This is a genomic window from Paenibacillus macerans (genome assembly GCF_900454495.1).
Taxonomy (GTDB): Bacteria; Bacillota; Bacilli; order Paenibacillales; family Paenibacillaceae; genus Fontibacillus; species Fontibacillus macerans.
This window is the reverse complement of sequence record NZ_UGSI01000001.1, coordinates 3,026,853-3,047,002: the sequence shown is the minus strand read 5'-3', so window position 1 is coordinate 3,047,002 and position 20,150 is coordinate 3,026,853. Positions and strand designations below refer to the sequence as shown.

Annotated in this window: 21 protein-coding genes; 20 read left to right on the top strand and 1 reads right to left on the bottom strand. The window is 46.3% G+C overall.

The window, feature by feature from the left end:
* The first annotated feature begins 8 nt into the window (after nucleotides 1–8).
* The 15 genes from DYE26_RS13740 (at nucleotide 9) to DYE26_RS13660 (ending at nucleotide 11,258) form a co-directional block, all read left to right on the top strand.
* Entirely contained in the window at nucleotides 9–410 is a 402-nt protein-coding gene (locus tag DYE26_RS13740; protein WP_051985621.1) for a hypothetical protein, read from the top strand.
* Complete coding sequence (locus DYE26_RS13735) at nucleotides 407–640, top strand: hypothetical protein (protein WP_036624698.1); 234 nt, start codon at nucleotides 407–409, stop codon at nucleotides 638–640. Before DYE26_RS13740 ends, DYE26_RS13735 begins: the two co-directional genes overlap by 4 nt.
* 265 nt (nucleotides 641–905) lie before the next feature.
* A complete protein-coding gene (locus DYE26_RS34210; protein WP_240534169.1) occupies nucleotides 906–1,523 on the top strand; it encodes a hypothetical protein in 618 nt (205 codons plus the stop codon).
* A 30-nt stretch (nucleotides 1,524–1,553) separates the two neighbouring features.
* Nucleotides 1,554–1,874, top strand: coding sequence for a hypothetical protein (locus tag DYE26_RS33145; RefSeq protein ID WP_127463470.1), 321 nt, complete (start codon nucleotides 1,554–1,556; stop codon nucleotides 1,872–1,874).
* A 910-nt stretch (nucleotides 1,875–2,784) separates the two neighbouring features.
* Entirely contained in the window at nucleotides 2,785–3,459 is a 675-nt protein-coding gene (locus tag DYE26_RS13715) for a hypothetical protein (RefSeq protein ID WP_036624692.1), read from the top strand.
* Nucleotides 3,460–3,516: 57 nt separating this feature from the next.
* Entirely contained in the window at nucleotides 3,517–4,092 is a 576-nt protein-coding gene (locus DYE26_RS13710; protein WP_036624690.1) for a hypothetical protein, read from the top strand.
* Between the two features lie 67 nt (nucleotides 4,093–4,159).
* Nucleotides 4,160–4,456 carry a hypothetical protein gene (locus DYE26_RS13705; protein ID WP_127463471.1) on the top strand — a complete coding sequence of 99 codons (297 nt, stop codon included), beginning with the start codon at nucleotides 4,160–4,162 and terminating at the stop codon, nucleotides 4,454–4,456.
* Nucleotides 4,457–4,565: 109 nt separating this feature from the next.
* A complete protein-coding gene (locus tag DYE26_RS13700) occupies nucleotides 4,566–4,859 on the top strand; it encodes a hypothetical protein (RefSeq protein ID WP_036624684.1) in 294 nt (97 codons plus the stop codon).
* A gap of 150 nt (nucleotides 4,860–5,009) precedes the next feature.
* A complete protein-coding gene (locus DYE26_RS13695) occupies nucleotides 5,010–5,699 on the top strand; it encodes a DNA-methyltransferase (protein WP_051985620.1) in 690 nt (229 codons plus the stop codon).
* 142 nt (nucleotides 5,700–5,841) lie between these two features.
* Nucleotides 5,842–6,828, top strand: a complete 987-nt coding sequence (locus DYE26_RS13690; RefSeq protein WP_036624681.1) for a hypothetical protein — start codon at nucleotides 5,842–5,844, stop codon at nucleotides 6,826–6,828.
* Between the two features lie 20 nt (nucleotides 6,829–6,848).
* Nucleotides 6,849–7,634 carry a metal-dependent hydrolase gene (locus tag DYE26_RS13685; protein ID WP_036624679.1) on the top strand — a complete coding sequence of 262 codons (786 nt, stop codon included), beginning with the start codon at nucleotides 6,849–6,851 and terminating at the stop codon, nucleotides 7,632–7,634.
* 16 nt (nucleotides 7,635–7,650) lie between these two features.
* Nucleotides 7,651–8,115, top strand: coding sequence for a hypothetical protein (locus DYE26_RS13680; protein WP_036624677.1), 465 nt, complete (start codon nucleotides 7,651–7,653; stop codon nucleotides 8,113–8,115).
* Between the two features lie 24 nt (nucleotides 8,116–8,139).
* Complete coding sequence (locus DYE26_RS13675; RefSeq protein WP_036624675.1) at nucleotides 8,140–8,463, top strand: hypothetical protein; 324 nt, start codon at nucleotides 8,140–8,142, stop codon at nucleotides 8,461–8,463.
* Nucleotides 8,460–11,036, top strand: coding sequence for an MFS transporter (locus DYE26_RS13665; protein WP_036624673.1), 2,577 nt, complete (start codon nucleotides 8,460–8,462; stop codon nucleotides 11,034–11,036). The genes DYE26_RS13675 and DYE26_RS13665 overlap by 4 nt, the downstream gene beginning before the upstream one ends.
* A 3-nt stretch (nucleotides 11,037–11,039) precedes the next feature.
* Nucleotides 11,040–11,258: a hypothetical protein gene (locus DYE26_RS13660; RefSeq protein WP_036624671.1), complete on the top strand. Its 219-nt coding sequence runs from the start codon at nucleotides 11,040–11,042 to the stop codon at nucleotides 11,256–11,258.
* Between the two features lie 24 nt (nucleotides 11,259–11,282).
* Here the strand turns inward: DYE26_RS13660 and DYE26_RS13655 are convergent.
* Nucleotides 11,283–12,433, bottom strand: a protein-coding gene (locus DYE26_RS13655; protein ID WP_248931314.1) for an IS3 family transposase whose coding sequence is annotated in 2 segments (ribosomal slippage) — nucleotides 11,283–12,178 and nucleotides 12,178–12,433 — 1,152 coding nt in all. Because the reading frame shifts where the segments join, the coding sequence is not laid out codon by codon here.
* 228 nt (nucleotides 12,434–12,661) lie between these two features.
* Here DYE26_RS13655 and DYE26_RS13650 point away from each other — a divergent pair.
* From DYE26_RS13650 to DYE26_RS13630, 5 genes are read left to right on the top strand one after another with little or no spacing between them, the layout of a single operon-like run.
* Nucleotides 12,662–14,278: a hypothetical protein gene (locus DYE26_RS13650; protein WP_127463443.1), complete on the top strand. Its 1,617-nt coding sequence runs from the start codon at nucleotides 12,662–12,664 to the stop codon at nucleotides 14,276–14,278.
* The gene (locus tag DYE26_RS13645) at nucleotides 14,275–16,122 is read left to right on the top strand and encodes a VirB4 family type IV secretion system protein (RefSeq protein WP_036624668.1); all 1,848 of its coding nucleotides are present in this window, start codon (nucleotides 14,275–14,277) and stop codon (nucleotides 16,120–16,122) included. Before DYE26_RS13650 ends, DYE26_RS13645 begins: the two co-directional genes overlap by 4 nt.
* A 14-nt stretch (nucleotides 16,123–16,136) precedes the next feature.
* Nucleotides 16,137–17,261, top strand: a complete 1,125-nt coding sequence (locus DYE26_RS13640) for a M23 family metallopeptidase (protein ID WP_051985619.1) — start codon at nucleotides 16,137–16,139, stop codon at nucleotides 17,259–17,261.
* A gap of 5 nt (nucleotides 17,262–17,266) precedes the next feature.
* Nucleotides 17,267–17,527 (top strand): hypothetical protein, encoded by a 261-nt coding sequence (locus DYE26_RS13635; RefSeq protein ID WP_036624665.1) that lies wholly within the window; start codon nucleotides 17,267–17,269, stop codon nucleotides 17,525–17,527.
* An 8-nt stretch (nucleotides 17,528–17,535) separates the two neighbouring features.
* On the top strand, nucleotides 17,536–19,779 hold the full coding sequence (locus tag DYE26_RS13630) for an FtsK/SpoIIIE domain-containing protein (protein ID WP_051985618.1): 2,244 nt from the start codon (nucleotides 17,536–17,538) through the stop codon (nucleotides 19,777–19,779).
* The last annotated feature ends 371 nt before the right edge of the window (nucleotides 19,780–20,150 follow it).

Here is a 20,150-nt window from a genome sequence, read left to right as displayed (position 1 = left end):
TGATCAATTTGGAAGACGACAAAATCGTTGTCCTTGACATTATCCGGATCGAGCACAATAGGCCTCGCAAATGTATCTGCCAGGGACATCGTAAATACACCGTCGATCCGATCAATCGGGAAATTATATGCGCCTGCGGGCTTGTGGTAGATCCGTTCGAGGCCATGCTGGACTTGGCAAATCGTTATGAGGAGATCAGTCGGAAGCATCAAGCCTTATTTGAGCAACGAAAGGAATGGACTAGTCAAAAGCCGCACTCTGTTCTTTTTAAGCGCCTTGAACAGTCTTACCGGCGCGGTACAATGCTCCCGTTCTGTCCGCATTGCGACAAAATGTTCAATTTTAACGAGTTAGTCAGTTTCGGAAACGCAGAATTTTATAAAAAGTTGAAAGGAAGAGATAAGAGATGAAAAAAGGATCAGCCAATAAATCTGGATTAAAGCCCGGCGATAAAGTGATAATGCACACTTGCTATGAGGCTAGGAAAGAAAAGAATGCCGGCAAGGTTTGGACGGTGGAATCAGAGCCTTGGGATGTGTGCGGCGCAGAAGTGGTAAAGCTGGAAGGCTACAGCGGTGGATTTGCTACGGAATATCTGAAGAAGTGGGAACCAGTGCCTGACTCGGTAGGAAATGGTTGATTCTAACCAAGGGTTTGATAATTGAACTTATAATTCAATATTGACTATATGTTAAAATTACCGTAGATTATATACATGGTAAATATAGGGAGTTGTAATCCGCGGGGACCACTTGAACCCAGTGTGGACCTAGGTGACGAAGCAGGCGCCGAAACGAGTTATGAACTGAGTGGTACGAGTGAGGATAACGGGCGAAGTCAGAATGATGCAAGGAATAGCCGGATGCGTGATTGACTCAAAATGCGAAGCAAGGAGTTGATAAAAGTTGAGTGATGCGATTAATTTGTACGAAATTTCTTACCCAGGATATTTTGATGATTGCCCAGATTACTCGGCTTTAAAAAAAGGCAATACTCCAGGAGCAGCAAAATACGCAGCTTTCCTTGAATTTAGTGATTGTGACCCTGACATTACATTTATTGATTATTTGAAAATCGTTAGAGTTCGGAAAATCGGACAATCTGAACCTTTGCCCGGTGAGCCACCTTTTCGTGAACAACACCGTATAGACATAGTCAATGAAATCATCAGAGAAATTGGCCGAAGGGGCCGACGATTCCTATATTCCATAAAACACGATCGATTTGCCTATTTTTTCGGGGCTTCAAACAAACTTTGGCTGATGGACGACTACACAGGTGAGTTACTGCTAATGGATAAATCGATGCCTGGCGAACACTATCATTTCAGTCATGGAGGAACGCTGTGGGGCTTGATGTGCGATTTCAGGGATTATATTAACGGGGACGACGATGCTAATCACAATAACGGGTACTGTGGCCTTTACTGTGGGCATTGGGGTTATCCTGATGAAGATATGCAGGCAATACGGCAAAAAGCGATAGAACTGGGGTACTTAAGGCCGGCAAGTATGCAAATCTGAAAACATAGTAGATTGAAGGGAGTTTTAAAAATGCCAAATGCCCAAGGTAGATATACAAAAGAAGAAGTGATTCAGACGGGGTTGCCATATTATATTCCAACGTCGAATCGTTGGACCCATAAACCCTATGAATTTGCAATTCTGCTGTCCAAAACTAGATGCAAACAGTTGGGAGTTCCTATTTTATCCAGTGGGCGAGAAAAACCATCGGCATTTCTTTGGTCGCCCGCAGCTGGCACTGGAACATCCGATCTTACACATAGATACGTGCCACTTTATGATCGCACAGATGCTTACAACGAGATCAAAGACAAGCTGTACCCGCGTGAAATAATGGGCACGCCTATGTAATAGACACAAGGAGCGAAGGAGGAAATTGCGTGGGATGTTCTGCATTTAACGGTTCAATATGTTCGGTGACTGGCGACTCTTGCATGTTCCTTCTCCCTGACAGCAAGGCTTGTGCTGAAATATACGGCGAAGGCCCGGATGCTACTCAAAACAAATGCGAGGATTGTAAGTTCTTTTACGCGAAAGACGGGAAACGTTGCTGCACGATAAGACCTTATTTTCCAGAGCCAGAGTTTGAAGGAGATCCACCTAAGACAGATTTTCTGGAAGATGACTTAGTTTGTTGCGGTGGATTCGAGAACGATTAATGCACATTTCGAAAATTTAGCGCAGCAAGCAGTAATAAGGATGGTGAATTATCATAGTCAAATTTCCAAAAGAAATGCCAAAAAAACTTGAGAAGCTAATTGACATACACGCTGATCTGGCTGGAAATATTGCAAACTTAAATACAATGCATCCTGAAGGATACTGCATTGCCGCTTTGATTGAAGCATTAAAAACAGTCACAAAAGGCACTCGATTGGAAGGAGAAGCTATGGCATTGATTGAGACATGTGAGGAAGTCTTTAATAATTCCGATTAATTTATGTTCTGTTTAAATCAAAATACGGTGAAAGTAGGAAATGAAAATGGGATGTGCCTTATTTAACGGCTTTAAGTGCCGTTTTATCCTCCAAAATATCGCTGGTGCGGAATGGGCAGACGTACGCGCGGGGATTGATGAAGCGAATGATTAAGCCAAGGATGCTGGAATTTAGTCATGCTCTGCACGGAATGTGATAGTATTTGCCTCCCGACGGAGGAAGGCTATACCTGCCCAGAATGCGGAGCTTCATTCGAACAATGTGTCTTACCGTTAATCGTTGAAACCATTGAACCACCAGCAAAGGCTAGAAAGGAGGTCAAAATGAAAAATATTTTAGTTACCCAGACGAATATCTCCTCCGTTCCAATTGATTGGTTATGTGCTCGTTATCAAAGGCTGAAGCGCAGACGCAAAAATGGTAATCCGCAAGAAATCAAAGAAATGGAGCTTATTGAAAAATACTTACAAAACATTGGAAAGGCTGAATTGATCGGCCTTTATTCTACCGTCGAACAGTTGGAGATGGACATACCCGTAGCGATGAGACAACAATATGCTCCGATTGTTGAGCATCGGCTTAAGGAACATTATCGCCACCGCCAGCGGAAAGTATGGATCGAGGCGGCGATTCCAAAAGCAATAGCTAATTTAAGAGCAGAACCTACGAAGCTCACTGCAACCTATGGAAACCTTGCTGGAGTGACAGGGGGCGGAGGTATTCATAATCCTATAGAAGCGTCATTTATAAGGGCGGTAGAAAAAATTGAACGGTTGGAACAAGAACTGCGGGATTTAGAGGAGCGAATGGATCCGATGAAGAAAGCTCTACTTGAACTTGATTTTGAGCAGCTATCACTTGTAGAAGCCAAATATTTTTGCAGGGAAGAGCCTATAGATGATGCTCTTATCAATAGTTTTGGCTGGGGGAGACAAAAGTATTACACGGTCAAAAAAACGGCGCTAATTACTTTAGCTACATCCTTGAGAGTTATTTAAAATGGAGCCCCGTGTTCGCGTATGACCACGGGGTCTAATAACAAAGGGGGGCAACAAATGTCCTTATTTTTTCTAGTTCTAGCGGTAGTTTTATTCTTTATTGGTGTTGAATTGATGTTCATCATTGGTCGCATCGAGGAATCTATGGAGATGTCTATTTTCGGCTTGTTCTTTCTTTTTTTCGGTTTTTGCGGCTTTTATTTTTCAGGAGTGTTTCAGAAAGTTCTTATTGGGGATGACAATATTTTTACAATAATCTTTGAAAGTTGGTTAGCAATGAAGCTTGGTATTCAGATACTTTTAGTCATTATGTGGTTATATATCCCTTTTTTCTTATATATCATACTGAAAGATATATTCAACTTTGTAGAACTAAAAACTTTTAATGATCCAGAAGATGATATTAAAGACAAACGGACTTTCACCCATTTTAGGAATGCCAACCCATATAGGGTACTTCACATTTTTATCTTCCTCTTTTTATTCCCCATCTGGGTGACTGAGTTGCTGATGTGGTTGATAGGTCAAATTATCTTTATTACTGGAAAGTTGATTTTTAGGGTAAGCCGTATATTAAGCAAGGGGGCCTCTAAAGTTTTGAATCTGCCTATTTCAAGGAAGGATAATGAATAATAAGGCCGCTTCGCTAAAACATTCAATCGTTAAAAAACGAGGATGGATGAACGGAGGACTAATGTATATGAATCATGACGTTCTTTATAGTAAAATCTATTACGTTTTAAATGAAGCTGTGCCCTTAATTACCAATGCGCCTATTTGGAAAATACAATCGGTCTTTGAGGGATTGATGAGTATGGGCAAAGCGGTTAAACAACCTGAGCTAACATCTGCAGGAAAAAGTTTTTTCTTCGTGATTCAGATGATGGAATTCTTTTCAACGTATGAATCAGATCAGTTATATACCAAAATTGAATACCAAATTAGGGCAGAGGGATACCAGGCTTACCTTTTAATTGGTGATTCTGGAAAGTTTTGAACAAACCATTATTTGTCCGCTTTCTTATCTGATTAAGGAGGAATTTATTTTTTATGTGAGGCTGAACGGAAGGCAAAAATAGAAGGATAACTGAAGGGAGTAAAAGAACATGGGAACGAATAGATTCGTTATAGAACATATGAAAAAACTTGAAGATCAATTTCATTTAACATATGAACAGAAAAATGGATTAGATGTAGTGAAAGAAGATATTGCCGATCTTTTGAACACTTTTGAATGGGCAATGTATGAAGGTGATGCCATGATTTGTACGAACGATCATCATGATAAAGAGAACTGGATAAATCGGTTTAAGACGATCTGTGAAGATCTTCAGGTATATTACAAAATCATTTATAAAGACGATGGAGTATACTTGGATTTACTTCCAGAAGATTCATAATACTCTAATATAAGACCTTCCTCCTCTTTGAGTGGAAGGTCTTATCATTTTTGGCTCCTAGAATTCGTAACATTTGCTTGCGGAAAACCAGGAACATACGTTCTTGTTAATCGTATTATTTGTATAGAAAATAAAAGGAGGAACTTATACATGTTGTACTTGGAAAGTTGCATAGATGGAGCTCAAAAATATATTAATGATGAAACAGTGGATTTAGTAATAGCAGATCCTCCGTATAATCTCAAATTCGGTGGAACGACTCAGACTAAATCCAAGCGCCCGAGATTTAATATTATCGCTAACGATGATTTGCCGCCAGCTGCATATCGTCGGTTTTCCCTTTCTTGGATGAGAGAAGCCTACCGCGTGCTTAAGCCTGGTCGTCATCTGTATGTCTGCATCGATTGGCGTACATACCCGGATATGGTTCGCTGGCTTAAATTGGTTGGTTTTAGTATTAAAAACTGCATCGTATGGGACAAGAAACAGATGGGGATGGGATGGCAATACCGTTATCGCCATGAGTTTATCATTTTGGCCGTGAAAGGAAAGAGCAAGGTAAGAAGGGTTTCAACGCGTAAGAAAAGCGATGTATGGGAGATCCCGAGGATTCCTGGGAACCTAACGATCCATCCAACGGAGAAGCCCATTGAATTGATGAAGACGATCATCGAGTGTAGCAGTGAGCCAGGGGAACATGTAGTGGATTTTTTCTCCGGCAGTGGTGTTGTGGCCACTGCAGCCGAAGAACTGGGGCGGATATGGGATGCGTTTGAAATTGACCCTCAGTGGTTTGAGATTTCAAAAAATAGAATTGCTACTCTCCAGCCTGGTACCTAAAATCATCATACTTTTTTCATACTTTTCGGGTACGTTTCTCTGGAAAAAAAGAGTTAACCTAATATCGTAAACAAATTGAACACGACAAGCTGCCCTCCAGGTAACCGGGCAGCTTGTTGGTTTGTAAGGGGGTGAAATAGATTTGCACGTCATGTTGTATGGCTTAGAGCCCAAAAAAATAACTCCGCCATGGCTAACGATCTTTTCCGATCAGGACAAAGAAAAGATGGAGCGAGCTCTTTTTGTGCTGCAGCCTAGTTTACTCTTGGTCCATGAAACGTTAGCACATGAAATTCTGGAGGATTTCGCAGTGGGGAAAACGGAGGTGATAGTTGTCAGTCCTGATGCTTCCTCACAAAACGTTCGCCGCTGGACCGCTCGAGGGGCCTCCTTGGTTTGGGCTGAGGAGGAATGGGAGGAAACCCTCTATTCCTCTAAGGCGACAAGAAACGAGAGTGTACTGGGTAACTTTCGAGAGGGGACATCTACTCATTATTCTTCAAATCGGGGCACGGTCCTAATTGCCGTTGGAGGTGTTTACGGAGGGGCTGGAAGCACCCATACCGCTCTATTGGTTGCTCAGTATTTGGCGAACGTAAGCCGAAGGAAAGTGGCCGTATGGGAAGGTGGGAATCACCCATGTTTTGATTTTTTAAGATATGTCGAACTGGGAAGTTATAGTGATGGGTCGTACTTTAACTTGGGCGGAAATTTAACACTATTTCGGCATGAAACCGATTGGAACTGGATTGATCATACTCAGCAGTTTCGCTATTTGATTTTGGACCTTGGAGATTTAACAGCGAGCGAAGAGGTACAGCGCTTGTTCTTTAAAGCGGAATTACCTATTCTGATCGGGTCCGGGAGCCTGTGGAGAATGCGGGAAATCGTTCAGTTTTGTCAAATAAATGCACAGGTACGACAAGATCGTTGGCGAATCGCCCTTCCACTTGCGAGCGCAACAGCCCAAGAGGAATTGGCTGAACTCTTATCCGGGCGTCCGGTGTTTGCAGTGCCTTCGAATCCCGAAGTGTTGGAAATTCGGTCTGAAACGGCAGAAGTTTTAGAAGGTATGCTGTCACCGGTCATGGAAAAACGGCCGAAAAAAAAGTTTGCCCGTCTCTTTTAAAAGAAAGCGAGGTAACATGATTGAACAAAAAAGGGCATGTTGCATTAGCTGTTGCTACTGGAACGGTAGGTCTGTACTTTATGGCTGATCCGGCCTTACAAAGCAGTATTTTTCCAGCAACCGCCATTGTTTTTGCCTCGTCAGTCGGCGGACTGGCCCCTGATTTGGATCATAAAACCAGTACAGCCAGCAAACATATCCAATTTCCAGCAAAGTACCGGCATTTATTAAGGTCAATGTCGGTGTTTTTTGGCGTCGTGGGGCTTGTTTTCATGCTTCTTTCATATGTTGGGAATGCTTCATCAACTCTCGGTGAATGGAGTCGAAGTGCTCCCTTGTGGTTAGGTGCAGCTGTTTTGAGCTGGCTTTTGGCTAGACTTAGAAGTCTGGTCCTTATCGGGATTGGTGCATTATTGCTAAGCGGTTATGCCATATATGATCTGCATTGGATCACAGCGTTTGCCGGCTTTGCTTTTTTAGTTTTGCCATTAGTCAGCCATCGCGGAGTGATCCATACCCCGGAATTTGCTGCAGTCCTGTCTGTCGGCCTTCTTAGTTTTTCAACTCAACAACCGGAACTGATTTATGCGCTGGCCTTCGGCTTTGTGTTAGGTTGGTGGGCGCATCTGGCAGGAGATGTTTTTGGCAGCGAGGGAATTCATTCCTTACTATTACCTAAGCTTAAAATTGCTCTCCATTGGTTTCACAATGGTGGATCAGCGGAGCGATGGATCGCACGAGTATGTTGGGGATGTAGCCTTTTGATTTGGGCGATGCTGATGTTTCAAAATCACTTTGTTTTTTAATGAAAGGATGAAATATATGAAAAAGTACCTTCTGACGCTCTTCATGATGATGAGCGTCTTTTTGTTTCCGGTTCTGGCATTTGCGGAAGAAGGGGGCGGGGAGAATCCCGTTGAAAAAATCGGAGGTTACATGAAGTGGAAGTGGAGTGTGCTAGATGGGCTGGATTGGCTTTTTAGCCCGATCATGATTGTGATATCCCTATTGCTTGCGGCCACCTTTGTACTTTTGATTTGGCGGATTATTGTTAAAATTGCGAAAATTACGAGTGGTAAGAGCAGCATAAAAGACAAGGCATTTTGGGTGGAAATAGGGGTTGTAATTTTGATTTTGTTTCTACTGTTCTCGGGCGCTTTGTTCAAAATTCTGGGGAACATTTATGAATGGACCAACAAACAGGATATCGGTGGAGATGGCAAAACGACGAGCCAAATTGAGCGATCCGTGGATGACGTGTATGAAGCTCGGACGGAAATCTCCTGATAAAGACTTTTTGGCGGTGATGCTATGATTGCGAATGCAGACAACCCATACATCCCTCAATTAAAAAAAATGTATACCATTGATCCAGGAGTTTTAAGTGAGCTGGATTGGGTTTTCGTTATGATCGGTGCCGTGGGTACCGTACTGTCAACTGCCGCATTTGTCTATTGGTTTTATAAATTACTAGTTTTTCTCGCAATGGTCGCTTCAGGAAAAGATTCAATTCGGAACAAAAAGGTTTGGAAAAACCTGCTCCTTGGTCTGCTATTGATCTTTCTATTTATTTCCGGTTCCGTGATTTTGATCATTAGCCGATTTTTTGACTTTATGTCGCTTTTGGGGTGGTGAACATCATAAAGCATATACGCTGGGGAACCGTTATTCTGATCGTAACGGTTCTCATTCTTTTTCGAGTGGTAGGGGCCGCAGAGGCGGCCCCTACACCTTCATCGTTGTATTTTGTTAGTTCGGCTACAGTTGCTAAAGCAAGTAACCAGGTGCCTACCGACAAACCAGAGCCAGACGAGGGAAAACAGGAAAAACCGGAAGAACCGGAAGAACCGGAAGAATCCGATGATTCGGATTCACCGAAGCCAGACGAAGAGGAAGAAGATGAATCCAATGATTCTGATTCAGGGGGACTCTTTGGCTGGGCTAAAAAACTGATCAAAAAAATTGACGATATGCTTCAGACCTTTCAGGACCTGATGAGCGGAAAGTTAATTTACGACGCGATTGAAGGGTTGACGGTAAGGGCCGTAGATGAAGTCGTCGCACCGCTCTATGGGGCTTTTGCCAAAAGCTATTTGTTTACTCCGCAACTTGCAGAGATTGATGTGATCTATAAAGGTTGGTCCTACGTCATGGCTTTAGGACTGGCTGCTTTGATCCTCGGAGTCATCTGGCTCACCTTTTCTGTTATACGGGGGCAAAAGAGTCTTAACAAATTGTTGCAAGCTTTTTTGATCTGTCTGCCAATCGTCTTTTTTAGCCTAACCATGCTAAACATACTCAATGTGCTGGCAAACTGGCTGACGCAGAATATGCTTGAAGGGGTTATCGGCACGTCCGGTATTTCGTATCAGGGACTCACCGGCGAGGAAATTTTGAAAGCCTTTATTGTAGGCGCAGACGCGATTACGGACTCGGTCTATGCAGCGCAGTCACTTGGAAACGTCGTTGTGCAGTCTCCAGGCGGCATGTTTATGTTGGTCACCTATCTGGCGTTTGTAATTGTTCCACTTTGGCTTGTCTCGGTGTTTAAAACATTGATCCTCATGGCGCTTGTTGTCTTCTTCCCGGCATGGATCGCATATATCGCCTATACCGGGAAAACAGAAACATTGGCGGGGTTCGGAAACCTTTACATTCGTACGTTACTCGTAGGGTTCTTTAGTGCGCTTCATTTTGGTGTCTTCGTCCGGATGCAGACAGACTATGGTACAGGTACTGGAATCGCAGCGGAACTGGGCGTTTCTCCAATCATTTTTGCGATCCTGTCCGTGATTGCTCTATTGGTATTTCTATATTTCTTCCATTGGCGTTCGGTATGGAGGGCCATCAAGGATCCGATGCAACTTGGCGGAGGGAATGTCGTGGAACGCGTCGGGCAATGGGGAGAGCGTGTCTCACTTGCTGCCAATATGCTTGGCAAGCGATTTGGAGCCAATGGATTGCAAAAGCGCTCATTATCCTGGGCAGAAAAGAGTCGGCGCATGCAGGAGGTCGGTAAGAAAATGCAGGCTCAGCAAGGAAGTACAAAGGCCCCAAGGGCTTTGTCTAAACTGACCAAGGGTGCGTCGGAAGCGATGCAGGGTGTGACCTATACACCACCGACCGTGTGGGCGACCGAAACTGGAACGATTAGCAACAATGAGGTTCCAGAGCTTGAGTTAGGCTTGTCGCAAATCGATACTTCTTCCACGAATATCCACGATATTCTGACCAATGAACAGGGATTCACCCCTGCCAAATATATGCCGTTGAACGCACAGCAGCGGACAAAAATGCAAAAGCTGGTGAAAAACTTGGATGCCCGTTATAAGGAAAATGTATTCTTGACCTCCAAGGGTTTATATGTGACGGGAGAATCAGATCAAACGACGAATGTGCTTTATTACTTGAAAAGCCTTGGCGTTCAAGTTGAAAAGATGGGCTCAGGGTTAGGCAAAGAAGGAGTTTTTGTGGATTTGAAGGATCGCTCTATCCATGTCCTCGATGATTATCAGGAGACGCAGGATGTGGTGGATAAGATTCAGGAGGAACTGCATACTCATTCACCGCTCATTTTGGATGCCAAAACAGCCCAAAGAGTCTATAACCAGTTGATGGAACGGGAGAGTGAACTACCTTGGGTTAAGGAGTTGAAATGGACATCGAGTCAGGGGGCAATCATTCCGAGCAAAGATGGGAACAATCAGTTTTTGGACCTGGGTCAGCAGCCGGTCCAACTGCTTGTCCCGGATGACCATATGAAAAAGGCCAAACCCTATATTGAAAAGATGTTGTCCAAGCAGAAGTCCAGTGTTCGTTTGGACTTGCCTCGCGGTTCTCGTTTTCTTGATACGATGATGCAGGACTGGGAGAAATCGGGACAATACAGTGAACTATTAAAGGCGCTAGAACCGGTACCGAAACAGAACTGCGTGTATGTGCAAAAAGAATCCAAAGAAGATTTTATGAAAGCATATGAGGATTATCGAAAAGATCGGAAGCCCTTTTGGCGAACACAGAGTGGTCAGATCAAGGTCATCATTGACGGCGTGCCGGTAGATCACGGAGCACCGCCGCTGGATGGCCTGGATATGGGAAGCTTTGAGGCATTTCAAAAAGAAATGTTTGAAAAACGGCAGGCATCTGCAACAAAGACGAGCCCTCAATCGCCGCGTTCGGAGGAAAGGAAAAAAGGAAAGGGGGATTAAAAGTTGGATGAATCAAACCGGGAACAAGTGCTTCAAGCCAGCATGATGGGGGATATCCGTGAGGATATTCAGTTTCTTGGTCTAACCATAAAAGATATCGGCTGGATCATTGGACTCACGCTTATCATTGGCGGCTTCCCCTTTACTCTGCCTGCGCCGTTTTGGCTAAAGTTGTTCTGGATGATCGTCGTTTTTATCGTCAGTTTGTACCTCTGTCAATAGAGTAGACACAAAGAATCGAGAAAATTATGCGGCAGATCGGTACATACGTTCGCACTCATTGGGCGTAGAATACCCAATCGCGGAATGGATTCGTTTTCCATTGTAGAAGCAGGTAATATATTCAAAAATGCGTTTCTTGGCTTGCTTGCGTGTTTTGAACTTCTCCAAGTAGACAAGTTCTTTCTTAAGCACACTGTGGAACGATTCAATACACGCATTATCGTAGCAGTTCCCTTTGCGGCTCATACTGCCTTTCATCTTGTAGGTGCGCAGCCGCGCCTGGTAGTCATGAGAAGCGTACTGGCTGCCGCGATCCGAATGATGCAGAACCTCTTCGCACGGTCGCTGCTGGCTGTGGGCGCGGTCCAGCGCCGTTAACACGAGTTCTTTCGTCATTCGCTCATCCATGTGAAATCCAACGATTTTACGACTGTACAGGTCCATGATGCTTGCCAGGTATAGCCAACCCTCATCGGTCGGGATATACGTAATATCAGCCACCCAGGCCTTGTTTGGAGCGGACGGATTAAACTCGCGGTTCAACACGTTCTCTTGGACAGGCAGGTTGTGCTTCGAGTTGGTTGTGGCCTTGTATTTCTTCACCGTGCGAGAACGTAAACCCAGCTCCTTCATGATCCGAGCGACTGTTTTCTCGGACACTCGTATGCCCTGCTTGTGCAGTTCTTTTGCTACTTTGGGGCTTCCATATAATCGACGGGATTCTAGAAAGATACGACGGATCCGCCGCTCCAGCTTGCGACGTCGCTTTTCACGTTTGCTGGCTTTTCGCTGGGTCCATTTGTAATAGCCGCTTCGGGATACTTCAAAGGCTTCGCACATCTTCGAGACTCGGCACTTGAAGCGATGATCGTGGATGAAGGCATAGATCAGCGCCGGTCTTTGGCGAAGTAGTGCATCGCCTTTTTTAAGATGTCGTTCTCCTCTTCCAGATCACGAAGGCGTTTCTGAAGATCTCTCATTGCTTTATCGTCGGCTTTCAGTTGCCCACTGCCTGGAAAGGCCTGTGCGCCGTCTTTCTTGTATTCCGCCATCCAACGATACAGGGTGTTGTCGCTGATCCCCAGTTCGCGGGCGACCTGCGCCACCGCTTTCCCTTCTTCCTGGATCATCTGAATCGTTTGCAGTTTAAATTCTTTATCGTATTTTTTCGTCATGGTAGCACCTCGAATTTGGATAGATTCATTTTACCCGATTCTCGGTTCTCCATGTCTACTTTTTAGTCTAGCAGCAGTTTGAGCGGTCGATGGCTTAAATGGCCATTTAGAATTCGGAGGATGTTTCACTATACCCGACATCCGAAGAGTGGAAGTGGAGAATCCATTGGGGATTTGCTAGGTGCAAAGCCTGATGGGTGGTTTTATCGGAGCGAGGGATGGGTCCATGTGGTGATCTCCGTGAATGCACCGCCCTGGGGAGTAGCGGTCCTTACCCAAAAAAAGCAGCGCCTAGCAGGGTATGAGAACTTTCTTCGCGCTTGCGCGCGGGAGGGCTTTGAGGCGTCTATATCCGCTGAGCAGATAGGAGATTACCAGCATGGGATATGGAATGCCAAACGAGAAACTGCTGCGGCCAGCGAAGGTATCGCCCATTTAAGAACTGCACGTCTCAGCCGTTGGCAGCAACTTGCCGAATCTGGGGAGGCGCTGCGTAGTGAATATATCCTACGGTTATCGATACCGGATAAGCGGATTACGATTCGGCAACGAGACGATGAGCCCTCCGAAGCAACGAAGGAAGAGCTTAAACGCTTTCGGATGATGACAGAGCTTCGCGAAATGCTGGGGCGTGTGATGCTCGGCTTTGAGCAAGGAGGACATACATGGACTATTCTCTCTGGATTCTCAGTCCCCGAAATATTGGGGCGCTGGTGGGATCCGATAACATGGGAGGATTGGAAAGCACGCCAGGGATCTTGGGAGGAGGATGATCCTTTGGTTGAATCAAAGGTAGCAATGACGCATGAACCGAAGGCGGATTCTGAAGGGTTCGAAGACGGCACCAGCGAGGTAGCCGACTCACATGGACCATTTGAACAGCCGGAGGAAACCGGGAAAGAAGTTCCGGAAGCGGCGATGAAGGACGAGTCTCCGGAAGAAAATGAACCGCACCCAATGGATTTGGTCCAAAGTGCAGTGCATCAAAAGCAAGGGCGGAAAAAAACAGGAAAATGGCGTCTAGCACCGAGAGCGGCGCTAAAAGTTGCTGAAAAGGGGCTCACCGCTTTATTGCAACAATTGAGTAAACTTTATACCTCTATTTCGAAAAGGATAAAAACACGTAAGAAGCAGGCCGAGACAACGGAGTCAATGGATGCCCCCACTTCAGCATCAAGTGAAGTTAGCACGTCAGATCGTCTTCCTGATAAAGGGCCAAATCCGTTCGATGGCGTATATGTTTTATCTTCACCAGCGCCCAGCGGGCAGTCTTTTGTCGCCGTGAATCTGGCTGTAGCCTGTGGTGAGACGATCACGTTGATCGATCTGTCTCCGGATCGGGGGTGCCATACACTGTTAAATCCTTTACCTTCGGAGTGCAATGTGTCAGGGTGGGAGACATGGGTTTCTAAACATGCACCGGCATGCACGTTATGGTTGCCTCAAAATTACCCGGAGCCTCACATCGTGCAGCAAATTGTGCAAGAGGCGCTGACAACGGGCCCGGTTATCATCGATTTACCTTGGGATTACCCAGGGGCAACAGAAATTTTCCAGCTTGGTAAAACTGTTGCGGTAGTAGATTGTGACTATCACCACTGGCTCCATTGGGAAAAAGCGGGGCTGGATAAGGTGGATGAGGTGTGGCTGAATCAAGCGGATCAGGAAATGCGGCGTCGAATGACCCCATTATTGAAAGAGCGGTTTGGGTTGGGCCCCGCTTTAATTTTACCCTATTTCTCGGATGCGGCCAAAGCTTTGTTTCATGGTCGTCCATTGGCAGCAAATCCTCAGATGGGTACCGCGTTTGATGAGATCATGGATAGAAAGCGGGTGAGTGCATGATCACTTATACCAAGCGGCTTTTGAAAAGATGGGATAAGCATAAAAGGCAAACGGTAGTAAACGCCCTTTCTGGTAGAGACGACAAGGGACACATGGTCCGTGTACTCATGATTAAAGGTTATCCTCCCATGATTCTCGCGGGGTATCTTGATCAATTGGATGAGCTGGTCCAACGGGAAGGGGCGTCTCTGAGAAAAACGATCCGATATGCGCCCAGTGAAGTGAAATTCAATACAGCGATGAAGAACAAATTACTTCGTCTGAATAAGAGCCTGGGGGAGGTAAGCGAAACCGATCCGGCCCGGCCAGCCGAAGTTGCTGCGAGAGATACAATTCTCGCTCTTCGGGATTCAACGCTGAACGGAAACAGTAAACTACTGGATGTCTTCACTTTTTTGACTTTGTCAGCACCCAAACAACATCAACTTGACGCGGCGGAAGCGAGTTTGCGGACCTGGTTTGATAATATGGATGGTCGACTTGATTCGCTTTATAAAGAGCAACTCGAAGCGATGAGGCAAACCTCGCCTGTCTTTGATCCTGAGACGTCAGCTAGCGGCTTTTTTGTCAAAGAGCATTACGGGCGAGTGACGACGGACGGAGTAGCCGCCAGAACCTACCCGATGACCCGAGGCTCCTTTTCGGATTCACGCGGCATTTACTTTGGTCGCCGCGCCGAGGATGGGGGCTTTTGTTTTATCAACCTCTGCGACCCCTCCGATTCGCGGGCGCAAAATCTGACCGTCTTCGGAAAAACCGGGGAAGGCAAAAGCTATTTTCTCAAGGCGCTGGTGGTATCGCTTTTAGACGAAGGCGTACATGTCTTTGTGTTTGACCTCGACGGGGAATGGCGTGATCTTTGTGAGGCCGTGGGAGGGGTTTATATCGACCATACGGCAGATGAAGGTCGTTATTTTGAGCCTCTTGCCATTATGCCGGCAATTCCGGAACTGGATGAGGAATGCGTGCGGTATAACCGTTCTCGGCTTTCATTAGCGATTGCAAACGGCATCCGTACTTTCTCTTTGTTAGGGGAAGATTTGAGCCGGGCGGAGATTTTTGAAGCGGGCGAGGCCATTCGTAGGGTCCTTGCGTCAGCTGGAATCGATAAGGACCGACTCGAGACTTGGGATGGCCCGTACCCAGGACCGCGTCCAACCATTCACCGTGCATTTGAGGAAATTCAGAAAGCAGCAGAATCCGGAAATCCGGACGCGCAAAGTCTGCTGAATAAAATCAAGATTTACTTCATCGGTATTTATGACGGATTGTTTCGCGTTGAAGAGCCGTTAACCGTCCAGCGGGCACCACTGGTGGTTTATAAAGTGGGATCAGGACAGGGAGCCGGGGAAAAGGATGAACGAGCCAAGCAAGCACAACTGAAAATGTCAATGGCGTTTGATGTCGTGAACGCCAACATTCAGGCGCTGCGTTTTGAAGGCGCCTATTTTAGTGCGGTGGTAGTCGACGAAGGGCAGCGGCAATTGCAGAACGCAGAATTGCGCCGAGCAGTATTTGACTGGTATACTGCCATCCGCAAATGGAACGGTATGATGATTTTGGCCAGCAATACACCGGCCATCATGCTCGACACAGCCGAGGGCATTGGGATGTGGGAAAACACCAGCGTCCGGGTATTCTTTTACATGGAACAATCGGCGGTACGCGCTTTGGCTAAAGCAGCGGACGTTCCCGAAGAAATTCAGGAGCGGATCAGTCAAAATGAGGGGAGCCTTAAGTTCGTCATTGAATTCCACAAGCAGTATGACGAGCTCTTTATGGATGTACCGGAAGAGGAAAGCAAACTTTATAAGACTCGCGGGCTGAAGCAGGCGGCCAGTTAGTGGGGGAATAAAGCATGTCGACGGTACAATCGGTGTCAAGCGCGGTAGACAAAGTTCAGAAGGCCCGTAAAATATGGGTGATCGTTAGCTCAACCGCCTTTCCTTACATCCTGATTGCTTTAATTCTGCTTTTCATTGGCGCGCTTGTGATTTTGCTGCTTTTTTTCCCTTTTCTTTTGTTCGCGGATGAGGACAATCTTTCCTGGGAGACCGAATCCGGAGATGGCTATGAATGGATGACTCCGGTCCAAATGGACGCGGATGGCTCAGCCTATTTTTGGCCCGTGCCATCGATCGACCGTATTACTTCCAGCTTTGGATATCGCGATCTTGACGGAATGGAGTTTCACAAAGGGATTGATATTGCGGCTGGAGCGGGAAAAACGGAGCTCCAGCCGGTTTACGCGATGGCGGATGGACAGGTTACCCTGGCAGGCAGTGCCTCTGGGTACGGTTACGCCATTTATATTGATCATGGAAACGGGCTCGTTACCAAATACGGCCATTTGGACTCAAAGATGGACGTTTCGGTTGGGGATACGGTCAAAAAAGGCCAGCGAATCGGTAGGATCGGGGCCGGTATCGTAGGACGTTCCACCGGCCCCCATCTGCATTTTCAGGTAGAAGTGAACGGGAAGCCGGTAGATCCCCTGTCTTATATCCAAGAGCCAGGGGCTGCGGTACCTGTGGAATTGTCTTACCGAGCACTCAATATCCCGGCTGTTCAAAAGTTCCTGGAGAAGCGGAATTCTGCCTTGGCCACGGAGGACATTTTGGTGATGATCGATGCAGCAGGAAAGAAAACGAATGTCGATCCGCATTTGCTACTTGCGATCACTGGACAAGAACAGTCATTTGTCCCGAAAAACAACAATCACGCGAGCGAAATCATTAAAAACCCCTGGAATGTTTTCGGCTGTTGGTGTTCCGGCAAGGGAGCCACGTTAAACACGGAAGAGTCAGCTATGATCGCAGCAAAAACCATCGTGAAGTTATCGCAGGACAGGCCAGAGGGGAGAAACCCCATTGAATGGCTGTCGGCAAAAGATAATCCGCGTGGATATTACGCCGAACATAACGGATGGTGGATAGGTGTCTCAAAATTTTATAAAGCACTACTCGAAACGGGAGGAGGGTAGCTTCGATGAATCTATTGGTTGTTCTCATTGGGCTGCTTCTTTTTTTTCTGTATAAGAAAGGGCCTGCGGGGATGAAGCTCCCTTCGTGGATTGCCACAAGCATTGGAATATTCCTGCTTTTTATGCTTCTACGTAATATTTCAGATGCTTTTGACTTCCTGGTGAATGAATCGGATCATTGGTGGCCGCTCATTAAAGAGAATGCACAGAATCTGTCAACCGGATTCCGGGAGTTACTGCGCAAGATCATGAACGAAGGAGGTTGAAAGAATCCATGAGTGGAAAGCAGGAAGGGGATCGATCAGAATCCTTCGCACAATTCGTGACTAAAATCGCTGGACCTGCCATGATCATTAGCGGAGCCTTGATCTATTTTCATGCAGCCCCCGAATTGGAGCCTCTTGCATGGCAGGTGATGAAATATGCTTTCTGGGTGTGGTTGCTGTTCGCAGCCATACCCTTTGTATTTCAAAATCTGTGGAGAAAGCGTAGTGGAAGTGATGGAGGGAACCCAAAATGGAAATGGCTATTGGCTGGAGCGGTTTTTGTTCATGAATTTCTATCTGCTCGAAAAATAAAAAGGCAGGAAACGCTCAATCCCGGAAAGCTCCCCGGAGGAAATGCCGTTGGTTCTGCCGGTCCCATTGCGCCTTTGGCACCTGCACCCACGGTTCCCCAGGCCAATCCATCAGCGAATCAAACCGTTGCTGTGGCCTCAAGGGAGTCGGGTGAAATAGCAGGATTGCCCGAGATTTATGATCTGCTGCCGCATAATCCGCGCCCAGTACCCTCGGCTGCAGTCACCGCCGACATGGCCGGCGAGGCGATTCAGAGGGCACTGGAAATGACGAATTTCACCGTGGAAGAAAAGCCAGAAATTCTCGCGATTGAGTCAGGACCGACTTTGCAAAAAATTTCGTTTACCTTACCTCCAAAGGTCCAGCTCAGTAAACTGGTCCAGCGTAAAGATGACCTGGCTAATCATTTAGGACACTCTCGGGGCTTCGATGTGGATTCGTCTCCTTTTCCGAGTTCCGCAGCCTTTGTTATTCCGCACAAGGAGCGGGCTTTTGTTTACGTTCGTGACGTAGCTTATGAGCTTCATCGGTTTGCGAAAAGCGCCAACTTGCCGGTCGTTTTTGGTAAGACGATGGTAGGTGAGCCCATATTGGTGGATTTGGCGCGGCTGCCGCATTTACTTGTTGCCGGAGCTACCGGTTCTGGAAAGTCTGTGTTTATCAATGGACTCATTGGCTCACTTTTGCTTGAACGATCGCCTAAGCAGGTAAGGCTCGTCATGATTGATCCAAAGCGGGTCGAATTTGCGGCATACCATGGCTCGCCGCACTTATTGTTACCGGTGGTGACTGATCCCAAGCGGGCATCGATTACTTTGCAAAAGGTCGTTGTCGAGATGGAGAAGCGCTATGATCACTTTGCTGAAGTGGGAGTACGTAACATCGAGCAATATAATCAAAACCACGAAAACCAGCTCCCCTACCATGTCGTCTTTATCGATGAATATGCCGATTTGATGCTGGTCGCTCGGGATACCGTGGAAGACACCGTTCAGCGGATAACACAAATGGGGCGAGCTGCCGGAATTCATTTGATTTTGGGAACTCAGCGGCCTTCGGTTGAGGTGGTTACCGGCACGATCAAGTCTAATCTCCCGTCCCGGGTAGCTTTTAGGCTTCCAAGTCCACATGATTTCAGGACCGTAATGGACGGTAGCGGCCCTCATCTGTTAGGGGCGGGTGACGGGATATGTGTGCTGAATGACGGTAGCCAGCAGCGATTTCAATCCGCAGCGATCACTGGTGACGATAACGAATCAGTCAAGTTCATCAGGAAAATGGGCGAATATTGGGAACAGCACAGTTGTTCTACGGGGCAGCCATGGACTGAAGAAGAGTCAGACGAACGAATAGAAGATGAAGATGTGGACGATTCGGATGACATGCAGCAGTTGAGTGGAAAGAGCGTTCATTTCGAACCTGACCCTTCTGAACCGAATCCGCCGGCTGTGGTTGAAGCATCCAAGGTACCAGAAGGATCCAATGGGGATGGGGCGATTTATCAGGCAGCTCTGAGGTATGCTCAGCAAAACCAAGGGGTGAGTCCCAATCACTTAAAAGTTTTTTTAGGAATTGACTATTTGAAAGCTGCTCATTTGGTGGATCGAATGTTTCAGGAGGGGCTGATCGGCGAGATGGATTTTGGCCGCGGATTCCGTCCGTGGCTAAAATCAGAAACGAAAGAAACGGAGGAGGAACTGCTTCGGCGGATGAAGTATCATATCTGCAAAACTCAAACAGCCCGGGTGGGGGAACTTCAAATGATATTTAGTATCCGTCGCGAGAAAGTGGTGCAGCTTATGACAAAGCTTTGTGATGAGGGAGTGCTCAATCCGCCGACCAGTTCTAAAATCGGTTATACGATTGCCTGGGATATCGAGCAGATTAGCGAATTTTTAGAGCAGCATGCCGAACTTGAAATGAACACATCTTGTTTATAGTTCCCGTTTACAGTTCCCAAAGTTAATGTAGCTGAAATAAACGGAGATCCGTTGATTTTGCGGGCTTTTTAATTCAGGAGAAGGCCCGGAACCAAAGTGGGAACTGTAACGGGAACCATAATGGGAACTAAAAATCATCATACTTTTTTCATACTTTTTAAGCACGTTTGGATAGATTTATCCTGATATGCTTATATCATGAAAAAGGAATCAAAGATGCATCACAATCAAATCGCTACGAAACATGGGCGTTTTTTTTATTTTGAAAGGAGGTTATGACCGTGTATAAAATCAAGGGCAAGTATCAGGATCAGCCATGGGAAGACATCGACGAATTTGATACTGAAGCTGAGGCCATCTCTATGCTCGGA

Excerpts from the sequence above, each read along its gene's own strand:
- DYE26_RS13705 (WP_127463471.1), top strand. The coding sequence starts at position 4,160 with ATGAATCATGACGTTCTTTATAGTAAAATCTATTACGTTTTAAATGAA.
- DYE26_RS33145 (WP_127463470.1), top strand. The coding sequence starts at position 1,554 with ATGCCAAATGCCCAAGGTAGATATACAAAAGAAGAAGTGATTCAGACG.
- DYE26_RS13710 (WP_036624690.1), top strand. The coding sequence starts at position 3,517 with ATGTCCTTATTTTTTCTAGTTCTAGCGGTAGTTTTATTCTTTATTGGT.
- DYE26_RS13700 (WP_036624684.1), top strand. The coding sequence starts at position 4,566 with ATGGGAACGAATAGATTCGTTATAGAACATATGAAAAAACTTGAAGAT.
- DYE26_RS13675 (WP_036624675.1), top strand. The coding sequence starts at position 8,140 with ATGATTGCGAATGCAGACAACCCATACATCCCTCAATTAAAAAAAATG.
- DYE26_RS13680 (WP_036624677.1), top strand. The coding sequence starts at position 7,651 with ATGAAAAAGTACCTTCTGACGCTCTTCATGATGATGAGCGTCTTTTTG.
- DYE26_RS13645 (WP_036624668.1), top strand. The coding sequence starts at position 14,275 with ATGATCACTTATACCAAGCGGCTTTTGAAAAGATGGGATAAGCATAAA.
- DYE26_RS13715 (WP_036624692.1), top strand. The coding sequence starts at position 2,785 with ATGAAAAATATTTTAGTTACCCAGACGAATATCTCCTCCGTTCCAATT.
- DYE26_RS13630 (WP_051985618.1), top strand. The coding sequence starts at position 17,536 with ATGAGTGGAAAGCAGGAAGGGGATCGATCAGAATCCTTCGCACAATTC.
- DYE26_RS13640 (WP_051985619.1), top strand. The coding sequence starts at position 16,137 with ATGTCGACGGTACAATCGGTGTCAAGCGCGGTAGACAAAGTTCAGAAG.
- DYE26_RS13635 (WP_036624665.1), top strand. The coding sequence starts at position 17,267 with ATGAATCTATTGGTTGTTCTCATTGGGCTGCTTCTTTTTTTTCTGTAT.
- DYE26_RS13735 (WP_036624698.1), top strand. The coding sequence starts at position 407 with ATGAAAAAAGGATCAGCCAATAAATCTGGATTAAAGCCCGGCGATAAA.
- DYE26_RS13695 (WP_051985620.1), top strand. The coding sequence starts at position 5,010 with ATGTTGTACTTGGAAAGTTGCATAGATGGAGCTCAAAAATATATTAAT.